Origin of the sequence: Methylomicrobium lacus LW14 (genome assembly GCF_000527095.1) — a bacterium.
GTDB classification, from domain to species: domain Bacteria; phylum Pseudomonadota; class Gammaproteobacteria; order Methylococcales; family Methylomonadaceae; genus Methylomicrobium; species Methylomicrobium lacus.
Genome location: NZ_AZUN01000001.1, coordinates 3,865,084 through 3,885,667 on the forward strand (window position 1 = coordinate 3,865,084; position 20,584 = coordinate 3,885,667).

Here is a 20,584-nt window from a genome sequence, read left to right on the forward strand (position 1 = left end):
TGAATCATCATGGCCTGGCGGAGGCTAATCCTGAAAGGGCTTCAAAATACGGCAATACATTCGGATGTACTTCCGCATCGCGGAGCGCCTCGTCAGCATTCAGCCAGCAATAATCGCTGTGCTGTTCCGCGGGCAGCTGTTCGGGCAGTTCGGCTCGGCGCAGTGCATAGGCCAGCACCACATAATGGGTGCCGATGCCGCTCACTTCGGCGAAATTGGTTTCGTACAAATGCGTATAGGCGCCAAGCGGCACCGCTTCTTCAAGGTCGACCGCCTTGCCCAGTTCGGCAGCGGTGAGGCGCAGGAATGCGGCGTCCAGCGTTTCATTTTTACGGATGCGCCCGCCTGGCACAAACCAGGTGTTTTTTGCCGGTTCGTTGGTGCGCCAGCCGAGCAGCACCCGGCCGGCATCGTCCTGAATGACCAGATCGATCGACACCAGCGGCGTCCGCTCGATCACTTCCAAAAAATCACGATCGCTAAGGTGCATGGTCGATTCCTCATTGAATGGCAATGCGCCGGCGGCGTTCCAACAGCGCCGCGGCCGATAAATAGCTCAGCATCAGCAGCGCGGCGATCAGCCAGGACGGCAAAGCGGCAGCTTTCGTCGACAGCGGCTCGCGGGCGAAATACAGGCCGAGGCCGAAGACGATATAGAAAAGTATCCGTTTCAGGTCGTAGGCGACCGGGTAATACTTTCGTCCCAACAGATACGAAACGATCGCCATGGCCGCATAGCAGGCCAGCGTTGCCCAGGCCGAACCGACATAGCCATACAGCGGAATCCACCACAGATTCAGGCCTATCGTGATCAGCGCGCCGCCGAGCGATACGAACGCCCCCATCAGCGTCCGGTCGGTCAGTTTGTACCAGATCGACAGGTTCACATAAATGCCCAGAAACAGATTCGCGAGCAGCAGGATCGGCGTCACGCCGAGCCCGGCGCGAAATTCGGTGCCGATAAAATATTGGAAGAAATCGATATACAGGGTCACCAATAAAAAGATGGCCATGCAGAAAATCACGAAATATTTCATCACGTCCGCATACACCTGGCGCGCATCGCTCTTGTCCGCATAGGCGAAGAAGAACGGTTCGGCCGCATAGCGGAATGCCTGGATGAACAGCGACATCAGGATCGACAGCTTGTAGCAGGCGCTGTAGATGCCGAGCATACGCATGTTCGTCAACGGATCGTGCGGCAACAGATACTTCAGCAAGGCGCGGTCGAGCATTTCATTGATGATGCCGGCGAAGCCGATCACCACCATCGGCAGCGAGTAGCGCAGCATGCTAAGGAACAGCGCCCTGTCGAAGCCCCACAGAAGCCCTTTCAACTGCGGAGTCAGCAGCGCGAATTTGACCCCGCTGGCGGCCAGATTCGCGATGAACACATAGCCGAGGCCGATGCCGGGATCATAGATCGGCGCGAACCAGATTTGTTCGTTTTTCGCGTAGAGCGGCGGGCAATAGGCGATGAAAAACAGGCTCAGCCCCACCGTGATCAGAATCTCGACGATCTTGATGCCGGCAAAGCGAAACGCCTTGTTTTCGGCGCGTAATCTCGCAAACGGAATTGAGGCGATCGCATCGAGACCCAAAATGATCGCAAACCACTGCACGTATTCGGGATGGTGGGCATAATGCAGGGCCTCCGAAAGCGGGGTCTCGACGAACCGGATCAACAGTAGAAAACCTATATTGACCCCCAACACGAACCATAACGCGGTCGCATAAGCGCTATCGCGTTGCGGGTCGTTCTTGTCGCGGAAGCGGAAATAGCCGGTCTCGAAGCCGAACACCAGGAGCACCGCAAAAAAGCCCGCATACGCATAAAACTCGGAGACGACCCCGTATTCGGCCGCAGAGAAATGATAGGTATAGAGCGGCACCAGCAGATAATTCAGAAACCGCCCAAAAATACTGCTGAGGCCGTAGATCGCGGTTTGCGAGGCGAGTTTTTTGATGATGCTCATCTGCTGTCGCGGTTTATTTTGGGGTTGAAGAAGAATTAACCGGAGTTTGTTGTCCTATTCGGCCAATTCGCCGGCAATCCAGTTTTGGCCGGCTTCGGTCAGCCGGGCTGTAATCAGTTGGTTTTCGACCGACCGGTTCCGGCTCACGATGCAGCCGACTTTCAGATAATTCGGCGTATAGCCAAACACCCGTTGCCGGTCTTCGCCGCAAGGCTCGCTGTAGCCTTCCCACAATACCGAAAATTCCCGGCCCAGATTGTCCTGGTAAAATTTCAGCTTCATCTCTTCGGCCAGACGATGCAGGGCGGCGCTGCGCTGTTTTTTGAGCGAATTGTTCACCTGGCCGGGCAAAGAGGAGGCCTTGGTGCCTTCGCGGCGGGAATAGGTGAAGCTATGGATGTGGCCGAAGCCGGTGGCCGCGATGTAATCGAAGCTTTCCTGCCATTCCTGCTCGGTTTCGCCCGGAAAGCCGACGATGATGTCGGTCGTGACATTGAAATGCGGGATTTGCCGGCGCAGGCGATGGATAATTTCGGTGAATTCCTGGGTTTTGCAGCGTCTTGCCATGCGCCGCAGCACGCTGTCCGAACCGCTCTGCAACGGCAGGTGCAGATGCGGCATCAGGCGCGGATTTTCGAACAACTCGAAAAAACTGTCGGTGAGTTCCCAGGGTTCGAGCGAGCCGAGCCGGATGCGCGGAATGTCGGTTTGCGCGAGGATCGCCTGGATCAAATCGGCCAGATTGCAGCCCTGGTCGCTGCCGTAGCCGCCCAGATGCACGCCGGTCAGCACCACTTCGGCGATGCCTTGTTGATGCAGGGTGTTGATTTCCTCGATGATAGCGGCGATCGGCCGGCTTTTTTCCTCGCCGCGGGCGACGGTCACGATGCAGAACGTGCAGCGGTAGCGGCAGCCGTCCTGGACTTTCACGAACGCGCGCTGGCGGCCGCGGGTAAACAGCGAAAACTCGCCGGGTTCGGTCGCCTGCGCCGGCATGCTGGTGAGATTCAACTCGCTCAGGGCTAAGTCGACCAGCTTGTCCTTGTCCTGATTGCCGATCACCAGATCGACGCCCATCTCGGCTTCGGCCTGCTGTTGGTTCAAGGTTGCATAGCAGCCGCTGACGACCAGTTTCGCCTGCGGGTTGTCGCGGTGAATCCTTCGAATCAGCTGGCGCGATTTCCGGGCCGCATCCTGGGTCACAGCGCAGGAGTTCAGCACGATCAATTGCGCGGCTTCCGGCTGCGCCGTGATGCCGTGCCCTGCGCGCTTAAAATCCTGCGCCCAAGTTTCAAGTTCCGCTTCGTTGAGCCGGCAGCCGAGGGTTTGCAAGTGAACTAACATTTATCCGAAAAACCAGTAACAAATCAAAATGGAGGCGATTACGCCCGCAAAATCGGCCATTATCCCACAACCGGCCGCATGGCGGATATTTTTGATGCCGACCGCGCCGAAATACACCGCCAGCACATAAAAGGTCGTTTCGGTGCTGCCCTGGATGATGCAGGACAGGCGGCCGGCAAACGAGTCGGCGCCGAGCGTTTTCATCGTGTCGATCATCATCGCCCGCGCGCCGCTGCCGCTGAACGGCTTGATCAGTGCGGTCGGCAAGGCGTCGATGAAACGGCTGTCGAGTTCGAATAAAACGGCCAGATAGCGCATCAAGTCGTTCAAGAGCTCCAGCGCGCCGCTGGCCCGGAACACGCCGATCGCGGCCAGCATCGCGACCAGATACGGAATGATCGTGATCGCGGTCTGAAAGCCTTCCTTCGCGCCTTCGACGAACGCTTCGTAGGCGTTGATCTTTTTATACAGCGCGCCGGCGATGAAGACGATCACCAGAGAGAACAAAATCACGTTGCTGATCAGCGCCGATTGTTCCAGCATGTCTTCTTGCGGCAGGCCGCTAAAATAAGCAAGCAGGGCGCCGATTAACAGCGTCATGCCGCCCAGATAGGCCAGCACGACTTTGTCGAGCAGATTGATGCGTTGCATCCACGCGACCGCCAACAGGCCTGCCAAGGTCGAGCAGTAGGTCGCGATCAGGATCGGGATGAACACGTCGGTCGGATTGAGTGCGCCGAGCTGCGTGCGATAAGTGAAGATCGTGACCGGAAACAGCGTCACCGAGGAAGTGTTGATCACCAGAAACAAAATTTGCGCATTGCTGGCGGTTTCGGGCTTCGGATTCAGTGCCTGCAATTCCTGCATCGCCTTGATGCCGAGCGGCGTCGCGGCATTGTCGAGGCCGAGCGCGTTGGCCGAGATGTTCATCACGATCGCGCCGAGCGCCGGGTGATGCTTCGGAATGTCCGGCATCAGGCGGCTGAACAGCGGCGTCAAGCCTTGCGTCAGCAATTGAATGAAGCCGCTTTTTTCGCCGACGCGCATGATGCCGAGCCAGAGCGACAGCACGCCGGTCAGGCCCAAGGCAATCTCGAACGCGGCTTTCGACTGGCTGAACAGCGCGGTCATGATGGCCGCGAAGATTTCGGTATTGCCGAAAAAAATCAGCTTGACCGCGGCGGTCACGAAGGCGATCAGAAAAAAGCCGATCCAGATCAGGTTAAGCAGCATCGGCCGTTGATCCTTCCGAATCGCGCGGACAAAAAAAAGGCTGCGCCAAAAGGCGCAGCCGGGGAGAGGAGTACCAAGCTCTCATAACGGGGCGAGAGAGACCCAATGAGTTGGCATTCGGTATGACAAATCACTGAATTGAAGTCTAGGAGACATCTCGCATTTTTCAAGAGCGGACTAGATTTTTTTTGCCAGGGCTTCGGCGTAGCCGGTATAACCGCGCGGCGTCAAGGCCAGCAGGTCGGCCTTCGCGTTCGCCGGAATATCGAGTTTTTCGATGAATGCCCGCATATCGTCCGGCGTGATGCGCTGGCCGCGGGTCAGTTCCTTCAGTTTTTCATAGGGTTTTTCGATGCCGTAGCGGCGCATGACCGTTTGAATCGGTTCCGCGAGCACTTCCCAGTTCGCGTTCAAATCGGCTTCGATGGCATCGCTATTGATCTGCAATTTGCCAATGCCTTTCAAGGTCGATTGAATCGCAATCACCGTATGGGCGATGCCGACGCCGATGTTGCGCAGCACGGTCGAATCGGTCAAGTCGCGCTGCCAGCGCGACACCGGCAACTTCTCGGCCAGGAAGCCGAACAACGCGTTCGCGATGCCGAGGTTGCCTTCGGAGTTTTCGAAATCGATTGGATTGACCTTGTGCGGCATCGTCGAGGAACCGACTTCGCCGGCGACGGTTTTTTGCTTGAAATAGCCGAGCGAAATATAGCCCCAAACATCGCGGTCGAAATCGAGCAGGATCGTATTGAAGCGCGACAGCGCATGGAAAAATTCGGCGATGTAGTCGTGCGGCTCGATCTGGATTGTATAAGGATTGAAGGTCAGGCCCAGCGATTCGACGAAATTTTGCGCAAACGCCTCCCAATCCACTTCGGGATAGGCGATGCTGTGCGCGTTGTAATTGCCGACTGCGCCATTGATCTTGCCGAGCAATTGCACATTCGCCAATTGCTGCCGCTGGCGTTCGATCCGGGCCGCGACATTCGCGAACTCTTTGCCGGCGGTCGTCGGGCTCGCGGACTGGCCGTGCGTGCGCGACAGCATCGGCTGGGCCGCGTATTCGATCGCGAGCTTCTTGATCGCCGCGCCGCAGGCATCGATTTGCTCCAGCATCGCCGCGCGGCCTTCCTTCAGCATCAGCGCATAAGACAGGTTGTTGATGTCTTCGGAGGTGCAGGCGAAATGGAAAAACTCGGAGACTTTTTCAAGCTCGGCTTGGCCTGCGATTTTTTCTTTCAGAAAATACTCGACTGCCTTCACGTCGTGATTGGTGGTTCTTTCGATATCCTTGACTCTTTGCGCGTCCGCTTCCGAAAAATCGGCCGCGATCGCATTCAATGCCTGCGTCGCCGCCGCGCTGAATGGCGGCACTTCGCTAATCTGAGGATGCGCGGCCAGCGCCTGCAGCCAGCGCACTTCGACCAGCACGCGGTAGCGGATCAAGCCGTATTCGCTGAAAATCGGGCGCAGAGCGCTGACTTTGTCGGCGTAGCGGCCGTCGATCGGGGAGATGGCGGTAAGGGAAAATTGAGTCATGAAGATTACAGTCTAAAGATGATAGGAAAAAATTATGCGTTGGTCTTGCTTTCGATGATGCCGCCGCCCAGACAAATCTCGCCGTCATAAAACACGACCGACTGCCCCGGCGTAATCGCGCGTTGCGGTTCGTCGAATACGGCCTTGCAGCGGCCGTCCGGCAGTGGCGAGAGCGTACAGGCCTGATCGGCCTGACGGTAGCGGGTCTTGGCCGCGCAGCGGGTTGTTTCGGTCAACGGCCGGTTGCTGCACCAGTCCAGTTGGCCGGCTTCGAGGGTATTGTGCAGCATCAACGGATGATCGTGGCCCTGGCCGACCAGCAGCACATTGTTGTCGAGGTCTTTTTCGAGCACATACCAAGGCTCGTCGGGTGTGTTCTGGACGCCGCCGATGCCGAGTCCCTGGCGTTGGCCGAGCGTGTAGTACATCAGGCCGTGATGGCGGCCGATCGTGCGGCCTTCCGGGGTGCGGATGTCGCCGGGCTGGGTCGGCAGGTAGCGCTGCAAGAATTCCTTGAACTTGCGCTCGCCGATGAAGCAGATGCCGGTGCTGTCTTTTTTGCGGCAATTGTCGAAGCCGGCCTTTTCCGCCAGCGCCCGGATTTCGGTCTTGTGCAGATGGCCGATCGGAAACAGCGTGCGCGACAATTGCTTTTGGCCCATCGTATAGAGGAAGTAGCTCTGTTCCTTGGCAGGATCGAGGCCTTTCAGCAGGAAGTATTCGCCGCCGCGCTCTTCGACGCGGGCATAGTGGCCGGTCGCGATGTATTCGGCGCCGAGGTCTTCGATAGCGTAGTTCAGAAACGCCTTGAATTTGACATGCTTGTTGCAGAGGATGTCGGGGTTCGGCGTGCGGCCTTTTTCGAACTCGGACAAGAACACTTCAAACACTTCGTCCCAATATTCGGCCGCGAAATTGACCGTCTTCAGCTCGATGCCGAGCCGGTCGCAGACCTGCTGCGCGTCGGCGAGGTCCTGCATCGCGGTGCAATACTCGGTGCCGTCATCCTCTTCCCAGTTTTTCATGAACAGACCGGTGACCTGGTGGCCCTGTTCCAGCAGCAACAGCGCGGTGACCGAGGAGTCGACGCCGCCCGACATGCCGACAATGATATTTTTAGCCATGGTTCAGATCGAGCAGGGATTGGATTAACGATAAGGGATAACGGGCGCCGGCCAGGTATTCGTCCACGCAGAGCGCGACCAATGGGCTTCTGAGTCGTTGCGGATCGGCCATCAGTTCGTCGCGCGTCAGCCAATGCGTCGCGACGATGCCGTTGTCCAGCGGGACTTCGGGTTCGTGGCTGTGGCAGTTTCCGGAAAAACAGACGCGCAGGAAGCTCGGCGATTCGGGATTTCGCCGCCAGAGTTGAATCCCGACCAGATGTTCCGGCTCGAAACGCCAGGCGGTTTCCTCGAAAACCTCGCGCCGCGCCGCGGTCAGCAAATCTTCGCCTTCTTCCAAATGGCCCGCCGGCTGATTCAGTCTGATGCCGTCGGTGGTCTCTTCCTCCACCAGCAGAAATCGTTGATCACGCTCGATGATCGCGGCCACGGTCACATGCGGCTTCCAAACCATTCATTTTCCTCAACAATACAAAACGGCTATTTTACTCGATTTGTCGTTCACGGGGACAACGAATTGAACTCTGCGCGTGCATTCTGTCCAATGCAACGAAGTAAATTGGTTGCTGATATTAGTCAGCGAAGGCATATTAAAAAGCGCTATACTTCGAGCATGAGGGGGGGCGATGGCTTGCGCAATGCTTAATAGGCTTGAAATCAACTATCATTTAGTATTATTGTTAAGCTTGTAAAGATTTTTTGCCACGATGTCTATGTCTGATTTTGAACCATTCCATGATAACCATAACGGCCTGGCTTTGCAGGAAGCCAAACCAAAACTTAAAAAGCCGCCGCTTTATAAGGTTATCCTGTTGAATGACGATTTCACGCCGATGGATTTCGTGGTTGAAATCCTAATGGAGTTTTTCGGCATGCCGCACGAGAAAGCCACGCAGGTGATGCTGCAGGTGCATATGCAGGGAGTCGGCGTGTGTGGGACCTTTTCGAAGGATGTGGCGGAAACCAAGGTGTATCTGGTCAATGAATATTCACGAGCACATCAACATCCCTTGATGTGTACTATGGAAGAAGCATAATTGGTGAGCTTATGTTAAGTAAAGAACTTGAAGTTACCCTGAATAATGCCTTTAAGAATGCGCATGAAAAAAGGCATGAATTTATAACGGTTGAACATTTGCTCCTGGCATTGCTGGATAATCCTTCCGCCGAAGCGATCATGAAGGCCTGCGGTTGCAATATCAAACTGCTGAGAGGGCAGCTGACGCAATTCATTGACGAAACTATTTCGCTGATTCCGCAAGGCGTGCAGCGCGAAACTCAGCCGACGTTGGGTTTTCAGCGGGTATTGCAGCGCGCCGTCTTTCACGTGCAGGCTTCTGATAAAAAAGAAGTGTCCGGTGCGAATCTGTTTGTCGCGCTGTTCAGCGAACAGGACTCGCAAGCGGTCTATCTGCTGAACAAACAGGACATATCAAGACTGGATGTCGTCAATTATCTCGCACACGGCATTTCGAAAGTCGATCAGGAAAATCAGGCCAGCGAAGACCGCAGCGCCGACACCTCGAATCCGGATGCAGAACCTTCAGGCAGCCCGTTAGATAAGTATACGACCAATCTGAACGAGGAGGCGCGCCGCGGACGCATCGATCCGTTGATCGGACGGGAGGCGGAAGTCGAGCGCACGATTCAAATTCTGTGCCGGCGCCGGAAAAATAATCCGTTATTGGTCGGCGAGGCCGGTGTTGGCAAGACGGCGATCGCCGAAGGACTTGCCAAGCGCATCGTCGAGGATAACGTGCCGCACGTCCTGGTCAACAGCGTGATTTATGCGTTGGATCTGGGCGCCCTGGTGGCCGGTACCAAATACCGCGGCGATTTTGAAAAACGCCTGAAGGCATTGATCAATCAATTGAAGCGAGAGCCCGATTCGATCCTGTTCATTGACGAGATTCATACGATCATCGGCGCCGGCTCCGCTTCGGGCGGGGTGATGGATGCATCGAATCTGATCAAGCCCTTGCTCGCTTCCGGGCAAATGCGCTGCATCGGCTCGACCACCTTCCAGGAATACCGAGGCGTGTTCGAAAAAGATCACGCATTGGCGCGCCGCTTCCAGAAGGTCGATGTGCTGGAGCCTTCGGTCGAAGATACCGTGCTGATTCTGAAAGGCCTGAAAGCCCGTTTCGAGGAACATCACGATGTGATTTATTCGGCCGAGTCACTGCGTCTGGCGGCCGAGTTGTCCGACCGTTATATTACCGACCGGCATCTGCCGGACAAGGCGATCGACGTGATCGACGAAGCCGGCGCGCGGCAGCGCATGCTGTCCGAGACGGAGCGCAAGCAGGTGATCGAGGTAGGTGACATCGAAGAAATCGTCTCGAAAATTGCCAGGGTGCCGGCCAAGACGGTTTCATCGAATGATGTCGACAAACTTGCCAACCTCGAAAAGAATCTGAAAATGCTCGTTTTCGGTCAAGACGAAGCGATTGCGGCGCTGGCTTCCGCGATCAAATTGTCGCGGGCGGGGCTTCGCGAGACGCAAAAGACGATCGGTTCGTTCCTGTTCGCGGGGCCGACCGGCGTCGGCAAGACCGAAGTCACCCGGCAACTGGCCAAAATCATGGGCGTCGAGCTGATTCGTTTCGATATGTCCGAATATATGGAGCGGCATACCGTATCGCGCCTGATCGGCGCGCCTCCCGGCTATGTCGGTTTCGACCAGGGCGGACTGCTGACTGAGCAAGTCACCAAGCATCCGCATGCGGTGCTGCTTTTGGACGAGCTCGAAAAGGCGCACCCGGACGTATTCAACCTGCTTTTGCAGGTGATGGATCACGGCACCTTGACCGACAATAACGGCCGCAAAGCCGATTTCCGCAACATCATCCTGGTGATGACCACCAATGCGGGCTCCGAAGAGGGCGGTCGCGCTTCGATCGGCTTTACCCAGCAGGATCATGCCGTCGACAGCCTGAAAGCGATCGAAAGAGGATTTTCACCGGAATTCAGAAACCGCCTGGACGCGATCATTCAGTTCAAGCCGTTGAATATCTCGGTCGTCGGGAATGTGGTCGATAAATTTATATTCGAGCTGGAGGCTTTGTTGGCCGATCGCCACGTGACGTTGACGCTCGACGACGATGCTCGGTTATGGCTGGCCGAAAACGGTTGCGATCCGAAAATGGGAGCCCGGCCGATGGCGCGGCTGATACAGGAAAAAATCAAGAAACCGTTGGCGAACGACTTGCTGTTCGGCAAGCTGACCCATGGCGGCCATGTCAGAATTTACGTGGAAAACAACGAACTGGCTTTTGCGATTGAAAGTAAGGACTTGATCGTGCCCGAAAGCAGCTGAGACGACGGACGCGCGATCCCTGGATGAGCCAGGGATTAGCGCATCCGGAAGGTGATGCGGCCTTTGGTTAAGTCATAAGGCGTCATTTCGACCTTGACGCTATCGCCGGTCAGAATGCGGATATAGTGCTTGCGCATCTTGCCGGAAATGTGTGCGGTCACGATATGGCCGTTTTCAAGCTGCACTCTAAACATCGTATTCGGAAGGGTGTCGATGACCTTGCCTTCCATTTCAATTTGATCTTCTTTTGCCATGGTTTTAATCCTGGGTGTTAAAAACCCGTAATGATAGCACAAGGAAGCGTCTAACAACAAAAGAGCATCGTGGATAGCGCAATCGTGATTTATGATTTAATCAGAAAAAACGGCTGATTCGGCGGATTTCAAGGGAGAAGGCCATAACACTTCGTTATGGCGTGGCGGCCGATAAACTGGAAAATTCCCGCCACTCCTGGCCGATATGCAGCTGTAGCGGTTGATAGTTGCTCTTGTAGGCCATTTTCCGGCAGTTTCTTATCCAGTAGCCGAGGTACAGGAATTCGCGTTGCTGCCGGCGTGCTTCTTCGATTTGCCATAATACGGCATAGACGCCGGGGCTAAAATCGGCAAATTTCGGATCGAAAAAAGTATAAACCGCCGACCAGGCCTCGGCGAAGCGGTCGATAATCGCGATCGCGGCCGGCTCGCCGGCAATCGAAAACTCGGCGAAGATGGTGTCGCACCAGGTATTGCCGAGAAAATCGATATATTCTTCCGGACTGGCATGCGCCATCGTTCCATCCAGATGCCGGCTGTTTTGATAGCGCAGATACATGTCGTAATGGGCTTGTTCGAACACGGCGGGTTTGATCACGACGCGGGTTTCGGCATTTTTTTTCAGGCAGCGTTTTTGCCGGCGGTCCGGGGTGAAGCGGGCGACCGGGATTCTGGCCGAGAGGCAGGCGGAACACTGCGTACAATGCGGCGCATAAACATCATTGCCGCTGCGCCGGAAACCGTGTTTCAGCAATTCCGCATAGATTGACGGAGTCATTCGAAAAGCGGGATGCACGAATGCCGATCGCGCGCTTTCGCCGTCAAGATAGCTGCATGGATGGTCGCCGGTGATGAATAAGGGGATCGATGTCATCGTGATTGCCAGGCGCTGGCCGCGGCGGGCTCGGGGCAGTAACGGTCGAGCAGGCGCTTGAACGCATCGCGGCCGATCAGTTCGGCGCCGAGACTCGCCAGATGCGGGGTGTAAACCTGGCAGTCGATCAGGGCAAAATTCCAGTCTTGCAACTGCTGAACCAGCACCGCGAACGCGGCTTTCGACGCATCGGTGAGCGTGTGGAACATCGACTCGCCAAAAAAGACGCGGCCGATCGCAACGCCGTATAAACCGCCGACCAGTTCGCCGTCGCACCAGGTTTCGGCCGAGTGCGCGAAGCCCGAAAGATGCAGTTCTTGATAGGCGTGCCTGATGTCCTGCGTGATCCAGGTGCCTTCGCGGTCTTGCCGGGCATCGGCGCAGGCGGCGATCACTTTGTCGAAGGCGGTGTCGAATGTCACGGTAAACCTGTCCTTGCGTAGCGTTTTTTTCAGGCTGCGCGAGACTTGCAGGCGTTCTGGAAACAATACCAGCCGCGGATCGGGCGACCACCACAAGATCGGCTCGTTTTCGTTATACCAGGGAAACACGCCGTGCCGGTAGGCGTTTAACAAACGCGTTACCGACAGGCAGCCTCCCGCCGCCAGCAGGCCGTTAGGTTCGGCCAGCGCGGTATGGAGCGGCGGGAACGCTTGCTCCGGCCGGCGGGGATCGAGTAGGGTGATCTTCATCGGTCAGGTACAGGCTAATAGCGCGGCTAAGCTGCCGCCGCGCTATTAGACCGTGCGCCTTTATTGCAATTCATCGAGATATTTTTCCGCATCGAGTGCGGCCATGCAGCCCGCTCCGGCGGAGGTGATAGCCTGTTTATAGACCGCATCCATCACATCGCCGGCCGCAAAAACACCGGGGACGCTGGTCGCGGTCGCATTTCCGGCAATGCCGCTTTTGACCTTGATATAGCCATGCTCCATGTCGATCTGGCCCTCGAAAATGCTGGTATTCGGCGTATGGCCGATCGCGATGAAGGCCCCGTGCACGTCGACTTCCTTGGTGGTGCCGGTTTGTGTGTCTTTGATCCGGACTCCGGTGACGCCCATGTCGTCGCCGAGCACCTCATCCAGGGTGTGGTTCCATTCGATGCTTACGTTGCCGTTTGCGGCTTTTTCGAGTAATTTATTCGAGAGGATTTTTTCTGAGCGGAATTTGTCCCGGCGGTGCACGACAGTCACATGCGAGGCGATATTTGCCAGATAAAGTGCTTCTTCCACCGCGGTGTTGCCGCCGCCGATCACCGCGACCGGTTTGTTTCTGTAGAAAAAACCGTCACAGGTCGCGCACGCGGAGACGCCCCGGCCTTTGAAAGCTTCCTCGGAGTCGAGTCCCAAATAGCGGGCCGACGCGCCGGTCGCGATGATCAGCGCATCACACGTATAGCTGCCGGCATCGCCGGTCAGCACAAACGGCCGCACCGACAAATCGGCGGTATGAATATGGTCGAAGATGATTTCGGTGTCGAAGCGCTCGGCATGCTTGCGCATTCTTTCCATCAGATCGGGGCCTTGCAGTCCCTCGACGTCGCCGGGCCAGTTATCCACCTCGGTCGTGGTGGTCAACTGGCCGCCTTGCTGTAGGCCGGTGATCATGACCGGATTCAGATTCGCACGTGCAGCATAGACGGCGGCGGTATAGCCGGCCGGGCCGGAGCCAAGAATTAATAATCGGCAGTGTTTGGTGGTGCTCATTAAGACCTCGTCAGGGATAAACAAAATTTTGCGATCAATTATGCAGGCGAACGCTGGCTTCGTAAACTGCAAATCATATTGGCATAGATTGGGGATCGGACACCGAAAAACCAAGCCATGCCCGCAAAATTATTAATGTAATCTCTCGGTTGCTTGATCTATAATCATGTTTTATTAAGTTTTTATTTTCTCCGAGAAATGTCATGTTTGCTGTAATGGAAGAAAAAACTGTTCGTGGTTTACGGGAAATCGCCGTTTTGGTTTTTTTTGCCTGCGGCTTGTTTTTCCTAATCGCATTGGCGACTTTCAGCCTCGAGGACGCCGGCTGGACGCATAGCGGGACGACGAAGGTGATCGCCAATGCCTGCGGCGTGTTCGGCGCCTGGCTTGCCGATTTGAGTTTCAGCTTCTTCGGCTTATTGGCCTATCCCTTCCCGTTGATTATTTTTTGGGCGGGCTACAAACTGCACCAACAGAAGGAAGTCCCCAAGATCATTCCGCTGGTTTTGCATCCGGTGGGGGTCTTCGTGACGCTGATATCGGCGACCGCCTTGCTGAATCTGTATTTGCTGCGCCCCGGCATCGACCTGCCGAACAGCACCGGCGGCATCGTCGGGCAGGAAATCGGCAATACGCTGGTCGTCAAGCTCGGTAATTCCGGCGCGACCTTATTCTTGATGGTCGGCTTGCTCGCCGGTATTACGCTGGTGACCAAAGTCTCCTGGCTTGCGGTGTTGGATTTAATCGGCAAATATACCGTGCTGCTGTCCAAAGCATTGCTTGGCCGTGTGGTCGGTTTCGGTACAAGAAAATTCGCGGTGCGGGAGGACGAGGACGCGTATGCGGATGAGCTGGATGATCTGGAAGAGCCTTTCAGCCCGGCGTTCGTTCCGCCCAAGCCCGCGCCGACGCCGCCTGCCAAAGCCGAGGTCGAAGCCCTCAAAAAAGCCGCGGCAAAAATGTCTCCGGTGCTGGAGAAGGTGCTGGCCGATGCGCAAAAAGCAGTGGCCAAGCAGGTCGCAAAAAAAACAAAAGTAGCGGCCGGGAGCTATCAGAATCGGGGGGCTTTGCCGTCGCTCGAATTGCTGGATAACCGCGATACGCGGGTAAAAGGCTATACGCAGACCGATCTGGAAGAAATGTCCAGGCTGGTCGAAAACATTCTGCAGGATTTCAATGTCAACGTCGAAGTCGTCGGATTTCTGCCGGGGCCGGTGATTACCCGCTTCGAATTGCAGCCGGCCCCCGGCGTTAAGGTCAGCCGGATCAGTTCGTTGTCGAAAGATTTGGCGCGGGCATTGTCGGTGACCAGCGTGCGCATCGTCGAAGTGATTCCGGGCAAATCGGTGATCGGACTTGAAATTCCGAACCGCGAACGCGAAATGGTCAACCTGCGCGATTTGCTCGCTTCCGGCACTTTCGTCAAGTCAAAATCGAACCTGACGCTGGCGATGGGCAAGGATATTTCCGGCGCGCCCTTGGTCGCCGACCTCGGCAAGATGCCGCATGCGCTAGTTGCCGGCACCACCGGTTCGGGTAAGTCGGTCGCGATCAATACGATGATCTTGAGCATGCTGTACAAATCGACGCCCGAGCAGGTCAGGATGATCATGATCGACCCGAAAATGCTCGAATTGTCGGTTTATGAAGGCATTCCGCACCTGTTGACACCGGTCGTGACCGACATGAAGGAGGCCAGCAACGCGTTGCGCTGGGCGGTCGCCGAGATGGAGCGGCGCTATAAGCTGATGTCGAAAATGGGCGTCAGAAACCTGGCCGGTTTCAATCAGCTGGTTGCGGACGCGGAAGCGCGCGGCGAGAAGATCAAGGACCCGATGTTTCAGGCGCTGAATCCGCTGGCCGAGGACGAAGAGCCGCCGGTGTTGGAGATGCTGCCGAGCATCGTGATCGTAATCGACGAATTGGCCGACATGATGATGATCGTCGGCAAAAAGGTCGAGGAACTGATCGCGCGGCTCGCACAAAAAGCGCGCGCGGCCGGTATTCATCTGATCTTGGCGACACAGCGGCCGTCGGTCGATGTGTTGACCGGATTGATCAAGGCCAACGTGCCGACCCGTATCTCATTCCAGGTTTCATCCCGTATCGATTCGCGGACCATTCTCGACCAGGGCGGCGCGGAAGCGTTGCTCGGTAACGGCGACATGCTGTTCTTGCCGTCGGGCACCAGCATTCCGGTGCGCGCGCACGGTGCGTTTGTCGACGATCATGAAGTGCATCGCGTCGTCGAGTTTTTGAAGCTGACGGGACCGGCCAATTATCTCGAAGACATTACCCGCGAAGCATCCGATGGCGGGGAAGGTTATGGTGGGGGCGGCGGCGCCGGCAGTTTCGGCGATGCCGAAGGCGATGCCTTGTACGATCAGGCGGTACAGTTTGTGACCGAGACCCGCAAGGCCTCGATTTCGAGTGTGCAAAGGCGCTTCAAGATCGGCTATAACCGCGCCGCGACGATGATCGAAACGATGGAAGCGGCGGGCGTGGTCAGCCCTGCCGAATCGAACGGCTCCCGCGTCGTGCTGGCGCCTGCGCCGATCAGGGATTAGCCGTGCAATTGACCCTGATCGGCATCCTTATTCTGATCCTGGCGGCCGGCGGCGGCTGGCTGCTGGTCAGACGACATCCTAAAGAGCATGCGACCCAGGTCAAGGCCGTGCTCTTTGGACTCTATTTTTGGGGCTTGGTGTTTTTACAGTTAATCATCGCCGCCTTGCTCTATTCCTTGCAAAAGTAATCCTTTCAAGTGCTTGGCCCAGTCTGTTTTCTGGCTGGGCCACTTCTTCTTTCGCAAAAAAACCGCGTTTCTTCTTTCCGCCTATTCCGTATCGATGTGCCGTAAACGCTGTCGGCACAGGCGCTCGATAAAAAAATACAGATTGTTCTGGATGCGGCGTTGAAATTCCTTAGTCTTCAACTACATTTTTGTTCAGCTACAATTCTGAGGCAGTGCTTGCAAGCTTTCGAGCGGCGCTGAACAGGATGAACCGGCTTGCGCGGTATGTCCCGGGAAGGGAAAACGAAAGGAAGTCAGACTGACTTTCGTAAGAATAAAAAAACTTTTTATCATACATAATTTTTAGATGAATCACCAAAACTTTTTATTGGGATTCCCAGGCAGCATTAATAAATCGAACTATACTTATGCCAAGGTTAGATAGACGTCTTAGTTAAAGCGGAAAAATCAAGCACTAAGCCGGAATTCTCATTTTTTACATTAAATAATAAAAAACATGTCGCAAGGTTCAATTAACCTCAAATTAGTCGGATTTAGTGAGTTCGAGGCGCGGAACATCGAGTCTGTTCTGTCCCTGGCTGAGCGAGGCTTGCTTAGAAATTGGCGGCTTGTTACTGCTTCTCCGGCAGATTATTACCTGTTGCCGGAAAGCCTGAATGCGCGGATGGAGCAAGAGGATAACTTGAAAGCGTTACCGCGTGACCGCTGCATTTTTACCTCCAAGGAAGAAAGCAATGCGGACAGTGCAAGCGATGATATGTGGTTGTTGTGCGATTCCCGCAGCGTACCGCGTATCCGGTCCATGATCGAGCTGTTCAATTTGCTGTGCGAGGATACGCTGACCGAGCGCAGAAATCAGGGGCCCGCGATGGGAGCCGTGGAGGTGCCGCCAGTGAATATCACGGCCGCGGTGGCCGCGGTAGCGGAAGTAACGGCCGCCCCGGTGCTGGCAGAGGCGTTCAGCCCGCGGCAAGGTTTTATCGGGCAACTGCTGGGCGCGGCGGACAAAAACGGCCTACTGATATACGAATTGAATATACCCAACTCTCCGGGCCGTATTTATGTTTATCCCGAGCAGCAGGTGTTTTACAGCCCGGCCAGCCTAGACCTGTTGGCGCCGTTTTTTACCGCCGATCAGGATTTGATTTCCTGCACGACCCGAGCCAATGTGACCGAGGCAGAGCTCGATCAGTTGTCCGAAGCCGAAGATTTGAGGCCTTATACCTTGAGAAGCCTGCTCTGGTACGGCGTGTACAAATCATCCCAAGGGCGGTTGTTGGAAGGGGCTGATGCGCATAAGCCTGTGCGATTGAAACGTTGGCCGGATTTAAATCTTTCCGATTGTCAGGACTTGATCAAACTGGCCGCATTTATGCAAAGCAACGCGGTCAGCTTGCAGGGGGTTGCGGAAAAAACCGGCATTCCGATCAAGCTGATCTACGATTTTTATAATGCCTGCGAGATCGTCGGATTGATCGAGCAGAGTTCGGAGGCTGATATCCATAACAAACAACTGAATCCTGAAAAAGTCAGTCTGTTTTCTAAAATCAGATCACGACTGAATAAAGCCCACACGGCCTAAGTCTTGGATGCGTAATGGACAAGAATCATAAAATTAAGTTTGTTTTTACCGGTTGCGTCGGCGCAGGAAAAACCACCGCGATCGCCACGATCAGCGAAGTCGTGCCGATTTCAACTGAAGCAAAACCCACGGAAGACAGCGTCGTTCGCCGCAAAAGTTCAACGACGGTCGCGATGGACTATGGCGAGCTGACGCTGGAGGATGGTGAAAAAATCTATCTTTACGGGACTCCAGGGCAAAGGCGCTTCGATTTCATGTGCCATTTGTTGACCAAGGGCGCGCTCGGACTGATCGTGCTGGTGGACAACACCCATCCGGACCCGATGGGCGAACTGGATTATTTTTTAAACCTGAATGCCGCTTTTCTGAATCAAGGCGCGGCGGTGATCGGGGTGACTCACTATGATATGTCGACCAAACCCAGTGTCGATGATTATTACCAATGTCTTGCGGAACGGGGCGATCCCTGGCCCGTTCTTCATGTCGATGTGCGTAAGAGCGAGGATGTGAATTTATTGCTGAATACGCTGTTGACGACCCTGGAATATGCATAAGTCGATTGACCCAGCATAGTTTTTGATTGTTAGTGCGATTAATTTAACTCAACGGAGAAAATACATGGCTAAACTTGATGATGTTGTACGTAAAATTGTGAACGATGTTGACGGCGCCTTGGGCTGCGCGGTTGTCGATTTGTCGAGCGGCTTATTGCTTGGCGTGGCGCATAACGTACCTTACTTCACCTCTTCCTATTTGGAAGCGGTTGCGGCCGCGGCGGTCGACATGATGCGCGGAAAAAATGTCCGTGCGGTTGAATCGCTGCTGTCCAGCCAACGCGGCAAAACCGTGCAGAATATGATCAAGGAAGTGCAAATGACTACCGAGAAAACCTACCACTTCATGGCGACCGTGCCGGACAAGCCGGATTCTATGGTCGTATTGATCACCAGCAAGAGCGCGAACCTGGGTATGGGCTGGTCCGCGGTAAGAAGCAACTTGCCGATGATTGCGCCGCTTTGCCCATAAGCGCTTAGGATAATTCCTCCTCCGCTTGATTGGCGCAAACAAGGTTTTTGCCTCTGTTTGACGCCAGTCGGCGGCGGGCGTTGGCGAAAGGGAGCTTTGCCGAACCCCATTGCCTGACGATTCAATGATCGACGCGTTGAGTCGTCACAAGTCCTTTTTTCCGCTCGGTAGAGCGCTATCTCTTCCTGTCAGCAACGCCACGCACAAGCGTAAGATGCTTCCCCGATTTTTTTCCGCTCATTCCGCTCTGAATCATGCAAACAATAGAACTGATCGGTTCTCACGACGGCGGTGACCATTACAACGTCGACATCATTGCCGAAATTCTTTCCCAGGATGTGACGGCGTTGGCCTACGGTTCAGAGTTTGTCGGCCGGCCGAATACCCGTATTTACCTCGGAGCCAAAGAGGTCGTCAAATTACGCAGCGAGCTGAGCTTCAATAAGGCCAAGGCGGTGCGCTGGATCAACACCGCGCTGCAAAAAGAGCGCGAGCTCGGCGTGCATCATCCGCATAAAACCTGGTTTCTGATCGATGCGAGCGCAGGCGTGGATGCCGCGCAAGCGGTCATTATCGGCAATATTTGCCCGCGCCTGCCGCCCATTCATGCCTTGCTCGAAGTCCGTCCGGAATCGGATGCGACGAGAAGCCAATATCTTCGCATCTTGCATGCGGTATTTGCCAGCTACTTGCATCTCGCCAAACGGACGCAGATGAAGCTGGACGAGGGGCTATCGAATTTTGGCGTGGATGCGGAAGGCAAGGTGTTTTATCTGGATGACGAATATTACGCCTGGGACAATTTCGTTTCCTTTTCTATCATGCTCGGCGTCTACATTCGAACCTATGCATGGCTTGATCAGGATTTTATCGAACAGATGGGGCGGGATCTTGCGAATTCGATCGATGCCGTTTTTGAGGATACTCACTGCAACGTGATCGTGGCCGAACAATTGCGTTCGTTGTTCATGCCCAGCGAAGAGAAAACGCAGTTGGTGCGGCAATTGATCGATACGCTGTTATTGTTTACCAAGGAATCGGCGGCAAAGCATCGCAAGAAACTTGCGGCTTCGAGGCGTGGTGCCTCACGCTATTTTGCGTTGCTGGCCGATATTCATGCCAATTATCCGGCGCTTGAGCGTGTGCTGGGCTATTTGGAAGCCGAAAATATTCAGGACGGCATCATCCTGGGCGACATTGTCGGCTATGGCCCCGATCCCGCCGAATGCATCGAAAGATTGCAGGACTGTTCCTTGAACATCATCAAGGGCAATCATGACCATGCCGCCGCGATCAATAAGGCGGAAACCGGCTTTTCGCAAACCGCCAAAGCCGTGATCAAATGGACCGCGGAACGCTTATCCGAAGAGCACAAGGATTGGCTGAAATACCTGCCGGCCGTGCTCGAAAACGACGAATGGCTCGCCGTGCACGGCGCGCCGATCGATCCGACGTTCTTTTACGGCTATGTCTATTCGATGACCGCCGATGACAATCTGGACTGCTTACAGGATAAAAACCGGGCGCTGTGTTTCCACGGCCACTCGCACATGCCGGGAGTCTTTGCGCGCGACAAGCGCAGGGCGGATCATCATGTGACGAAGGAAGTGATCGATTTGAGCGCGTATAAACATGCGCTGGTCTGTCCGGGGTCGATCGGCCAGCCGCGCAACGGCAATCGCGGCGCGCAATTTGCGATTTACGACCGGGAGAAAAAGATGTTGAACTATGTCACCTTACCCTATGAAGTCGAGGGTGTCGTACAGCGCATGCGCGACTTTGAGCTGCCCGAGCCGTTATGGCAACGGCTGTTGACAGGTACCTAAGCTTCCCGCCAACCTGGGCGCTG

19 protein-coding genes are annotated in these 20,584 nt (G+C 55.3%); 8 read left to right on the forward strand and 11 right to left on the reverse strand.

The window, feature by feature from the left end; translation table 11 throughout:
* Positions 1–7: 7 nt before the first annotated feature.
* From METLA_RS0118055 to METLA_RS0118085, 7 genes are all read right to left on the reverse strand, one after another.
* On the reverse strand, positions 8–490 hold the full coding sequence (locus METLA_RS0118055; RefSeq protein ID WP_024299882.1) for a GDP-mannose mannosyl hydrolase: 483 nt from the start codon (positions 488–490) through the stop codon (positions 8–10).
* A gap of 10 nt (positions 491–500) precedes the next feature.
* Positions 501–1,976: a lipopolysaccharide biosynthesis protein gene (locus METLA_RS0118060; protein WP_024299883.1), complete on the reverse strand. Its 1,476-nt coding sequence runs from the start codon at positions 1,974–1,976 to the stop codon at positions 501–503.
* Between the two features lie 54 nt (positions 1,977–2,030).
* Entirely contained in the window at positions 2,031–3,320 is a 1,290-nt protein-coding gene (gene mtaB / locus METLA_RS0118065) for a tRNA (N(6)-L-threonylcarbamoyladenosine(37)-C(2))-methylthiotransferase MtaB (RefSeq protein ID WP_024299884.1), read from the reverse strand.
* On the reverse strand, positions 3,321–4,550 hold the full coding sequence (locus METLA_RS0118070; protein ID WP_024299885.1) for a nucleoside recognition domain-containing protein: 1,230 nt from the start codon (positions 4,548–4,550) through the stop codon (positions 3,321–3,323).
* Positions 4,551–4,730: 180 nt separating this feature from the next.
* Positions 4,731–6,095 carry an adenylosuccinate lyase gene (gene purB, locus METLA_RS0118075; protein ID WP_024299886.1) on the reverse strand — a complete coding sequence of 455 codons (1,365 nt, stop codon included), beginning with the start codon at positions 6,093–6,095 and terminating at the stop codon, positions 4,731–4,733.
* A 32-nt stretch (positions 6,096–6,127) separates the two neighbouring features.
* A complete protein-coding gene (gene mnmA / locus METLA_RS0118080; RefSeq protein ID WP_024299887.1) occupies positions 6,128–7,219 on the reverse strand; it encodes a tRNA 2-thiouridine(34) synthase MnmA in 1,092 nt (363 codons plus the stop codon).
* Positions 7,212–7,673 (reverse strand): NUDIX hydrolase, encoded by a 462-nt coding sequence (locus tag METLA_RS0118085; protein ID WP_024299888.1) that lies wholly within the window; start codon positions 7,671–7,673, stop codon positions 7,212–7,214. The genes mnmA and METLA_RS0118085 overlap by 8 nt, the downstream gene beginning before the upstream one ends.
* 259 nt (positions 7,674–7,932) lie before the next feature.
* Between METLA_RS0118085 and clpS the strand changes: the two genes are divergently transcribed.
* Positions 7,933–8,256 (forward strand): ATP-dependent Clp protease adapter ClpS, encoded by a 324-nt coding sequence (clpS, locus tag METLA_RS0118090; protein WP_024299889.1) that lies wholly within the window; start codon positions 7,933–7,935, stop codon positions 8,254–8,256.
* An 11-nt stretch (positions 8,257–8,267) separates the two neighbouring features.
* The gene (gene clpA / locus METLA_RS0118095; protein WP_024299890.1) at positions 8,268–10,538 is read left to right on the forward strand and encodes an ATP-dependent Clp protease ATP-binding subunit ClpA; all 2,271 of its coding nucleotides are present in this window, start codon (positions 8,268–8,270) and stop codon (positions 10,536–10,538) included.
* Between the two features lie 35 nt (positions 10,539–10,573).
* Here the strand turns inward: clpA and infA are convergent, their stop codons facing one another.
* From infA to trxB, 4 genes are all read right to left on the reverse strand, one after another.
* Positions 10,574–10,792, reverse strand: coding sequence for a translation initiation factor IF-1 (gene infA, locus METLA_RS0118100; protein ID WP_024299891.1), 219 nt, complete (start codon positions 10,790–10,792; stop codon positions 10,574–10,576).
* A gap of 154 nt (positions 10,793–10,946) precedes the next feature.
* Positions 10,947–11,666, reverse strand: a complete 720-nt coding sequence (locus tag METLA_RS0118105; RefSeq protein WP_024299892.1) for an arginyltransferase — start codon at positions 11,664–11,666, stop codon at positions 10,947–10,949.
* Positions 11,663–12,358, reverse strand: coding sequence for a leucyl/phenylalanyl-tRNA--protein transferase (aat, locus tag METLA_RS0118110; protein WP_024299893.1), 696 nt, complete (start codon positions 12,356–12,358; stop codon positions 11,663–11,665). Before aat ends, METLA_RS0118105 begins: the two co-directional genes overlap by 4 nt.
* Before the next feature lie 60 nt (positions 12,359–12,418).
* Positions 12,419–13,372 carry a thioredoxin-disulfide reductase gene (gene trxB, locus METLA_RS0118115; RefSeq protein ID WP_024299894.1) on the reverse strand — a complete coding sequence of 318 codons (954 nt, stop codon included), beginning with the start codon at positions 13,370–13,372 and terminating at the stop codon, positions 12,419–12,421.
* Positions 13,373–13,587: 215 nt separating this feature from the next.
* Here trxB and METLA_RS0118120 point away from each other — a divergent pair, with 215 nt between their 5' ends.
* From METLA_RS0118120 to METLA_RS0118145, 6 genes are all read left to right on the forward strand, one after another.
* The gene (locus METLA_RS0118120) at positions 13,588–15,939 is read left to right on the forward strand and encodes a DNA translocase FtsK (protein ID WP_024299895.1); all 2,352 of its coding nucleotides are present in this window, start codon (positions 13,588–13,590) and stop codon (positions 15,937–15,939) included.
* A 2-nt stretch (positions 15,940–15,941) separates the two neighbouring features.
* Positions 15,942–16,127 carry a hypothetical protein gene (locus tag METLA_RS0118125; RefSeq protein ID WP_024299896.1) on the forward strand — a complete coding sequence of 62 codons (186 nt, stop codon included), beginning with the start codon at positions 15,942–15,944 and terminating at the stop codon, positions 16,125–16,127.
* A 589-nt stretch (positions 16,128–16,716) separates the two neighbouring features.
* A complete protein-coding gene (locus METLA_RS0118130; RefSeq protein ID WP_206740955.1) occupies positions 16,717–17,709 on the forward strand; it encodes a hypothetical protein in 993 nt (330 codons plus the stop codon).
* A gap of 14 nt (positions 17,710–17,723) precedes the next feature.
* Positions 17,724–18,263: a GTP-binding protein gene (locus METLA_RS0118135; RefSeq protein ID WP_024299898.1), complete on the forward strand. Its 540-nt coding sequence runs from the start codon at positions 17,724–17,726 to the stop codon at positions 18,261–18,263.
* A 64-nt stretch (positions 18,264–18,327) separates the two neighbouring features.
* Positions 18,328–18,735 (forward strand): hypothetical protein, encoded by a 408-nt coding sequence (locus METLA_RS0118140; protein WP_024299899.1) that lies wholly within the window; start codon positions 18,328–18,330, stop codon positions 18,733–18,735.
* A gap of 254 nt (positions 18,736–18,989) precedes the next feature.
* Positions 18,990–20,561 carry a metallophosphoesterase family protein gene (locus METLA_RS0118145; RefSeq protein WP_024299900.1) on the forward strand — a complete coding sequence of 524 codons (1,572 nt, stop codon included), beginning with the start codon at positions 18,990–18,992 and terminating at the stop codon, positions 20,559–20,561.
* The last annotated feature ends 23 nt before the right edge of the window (positions 20,562–20,584 follow it).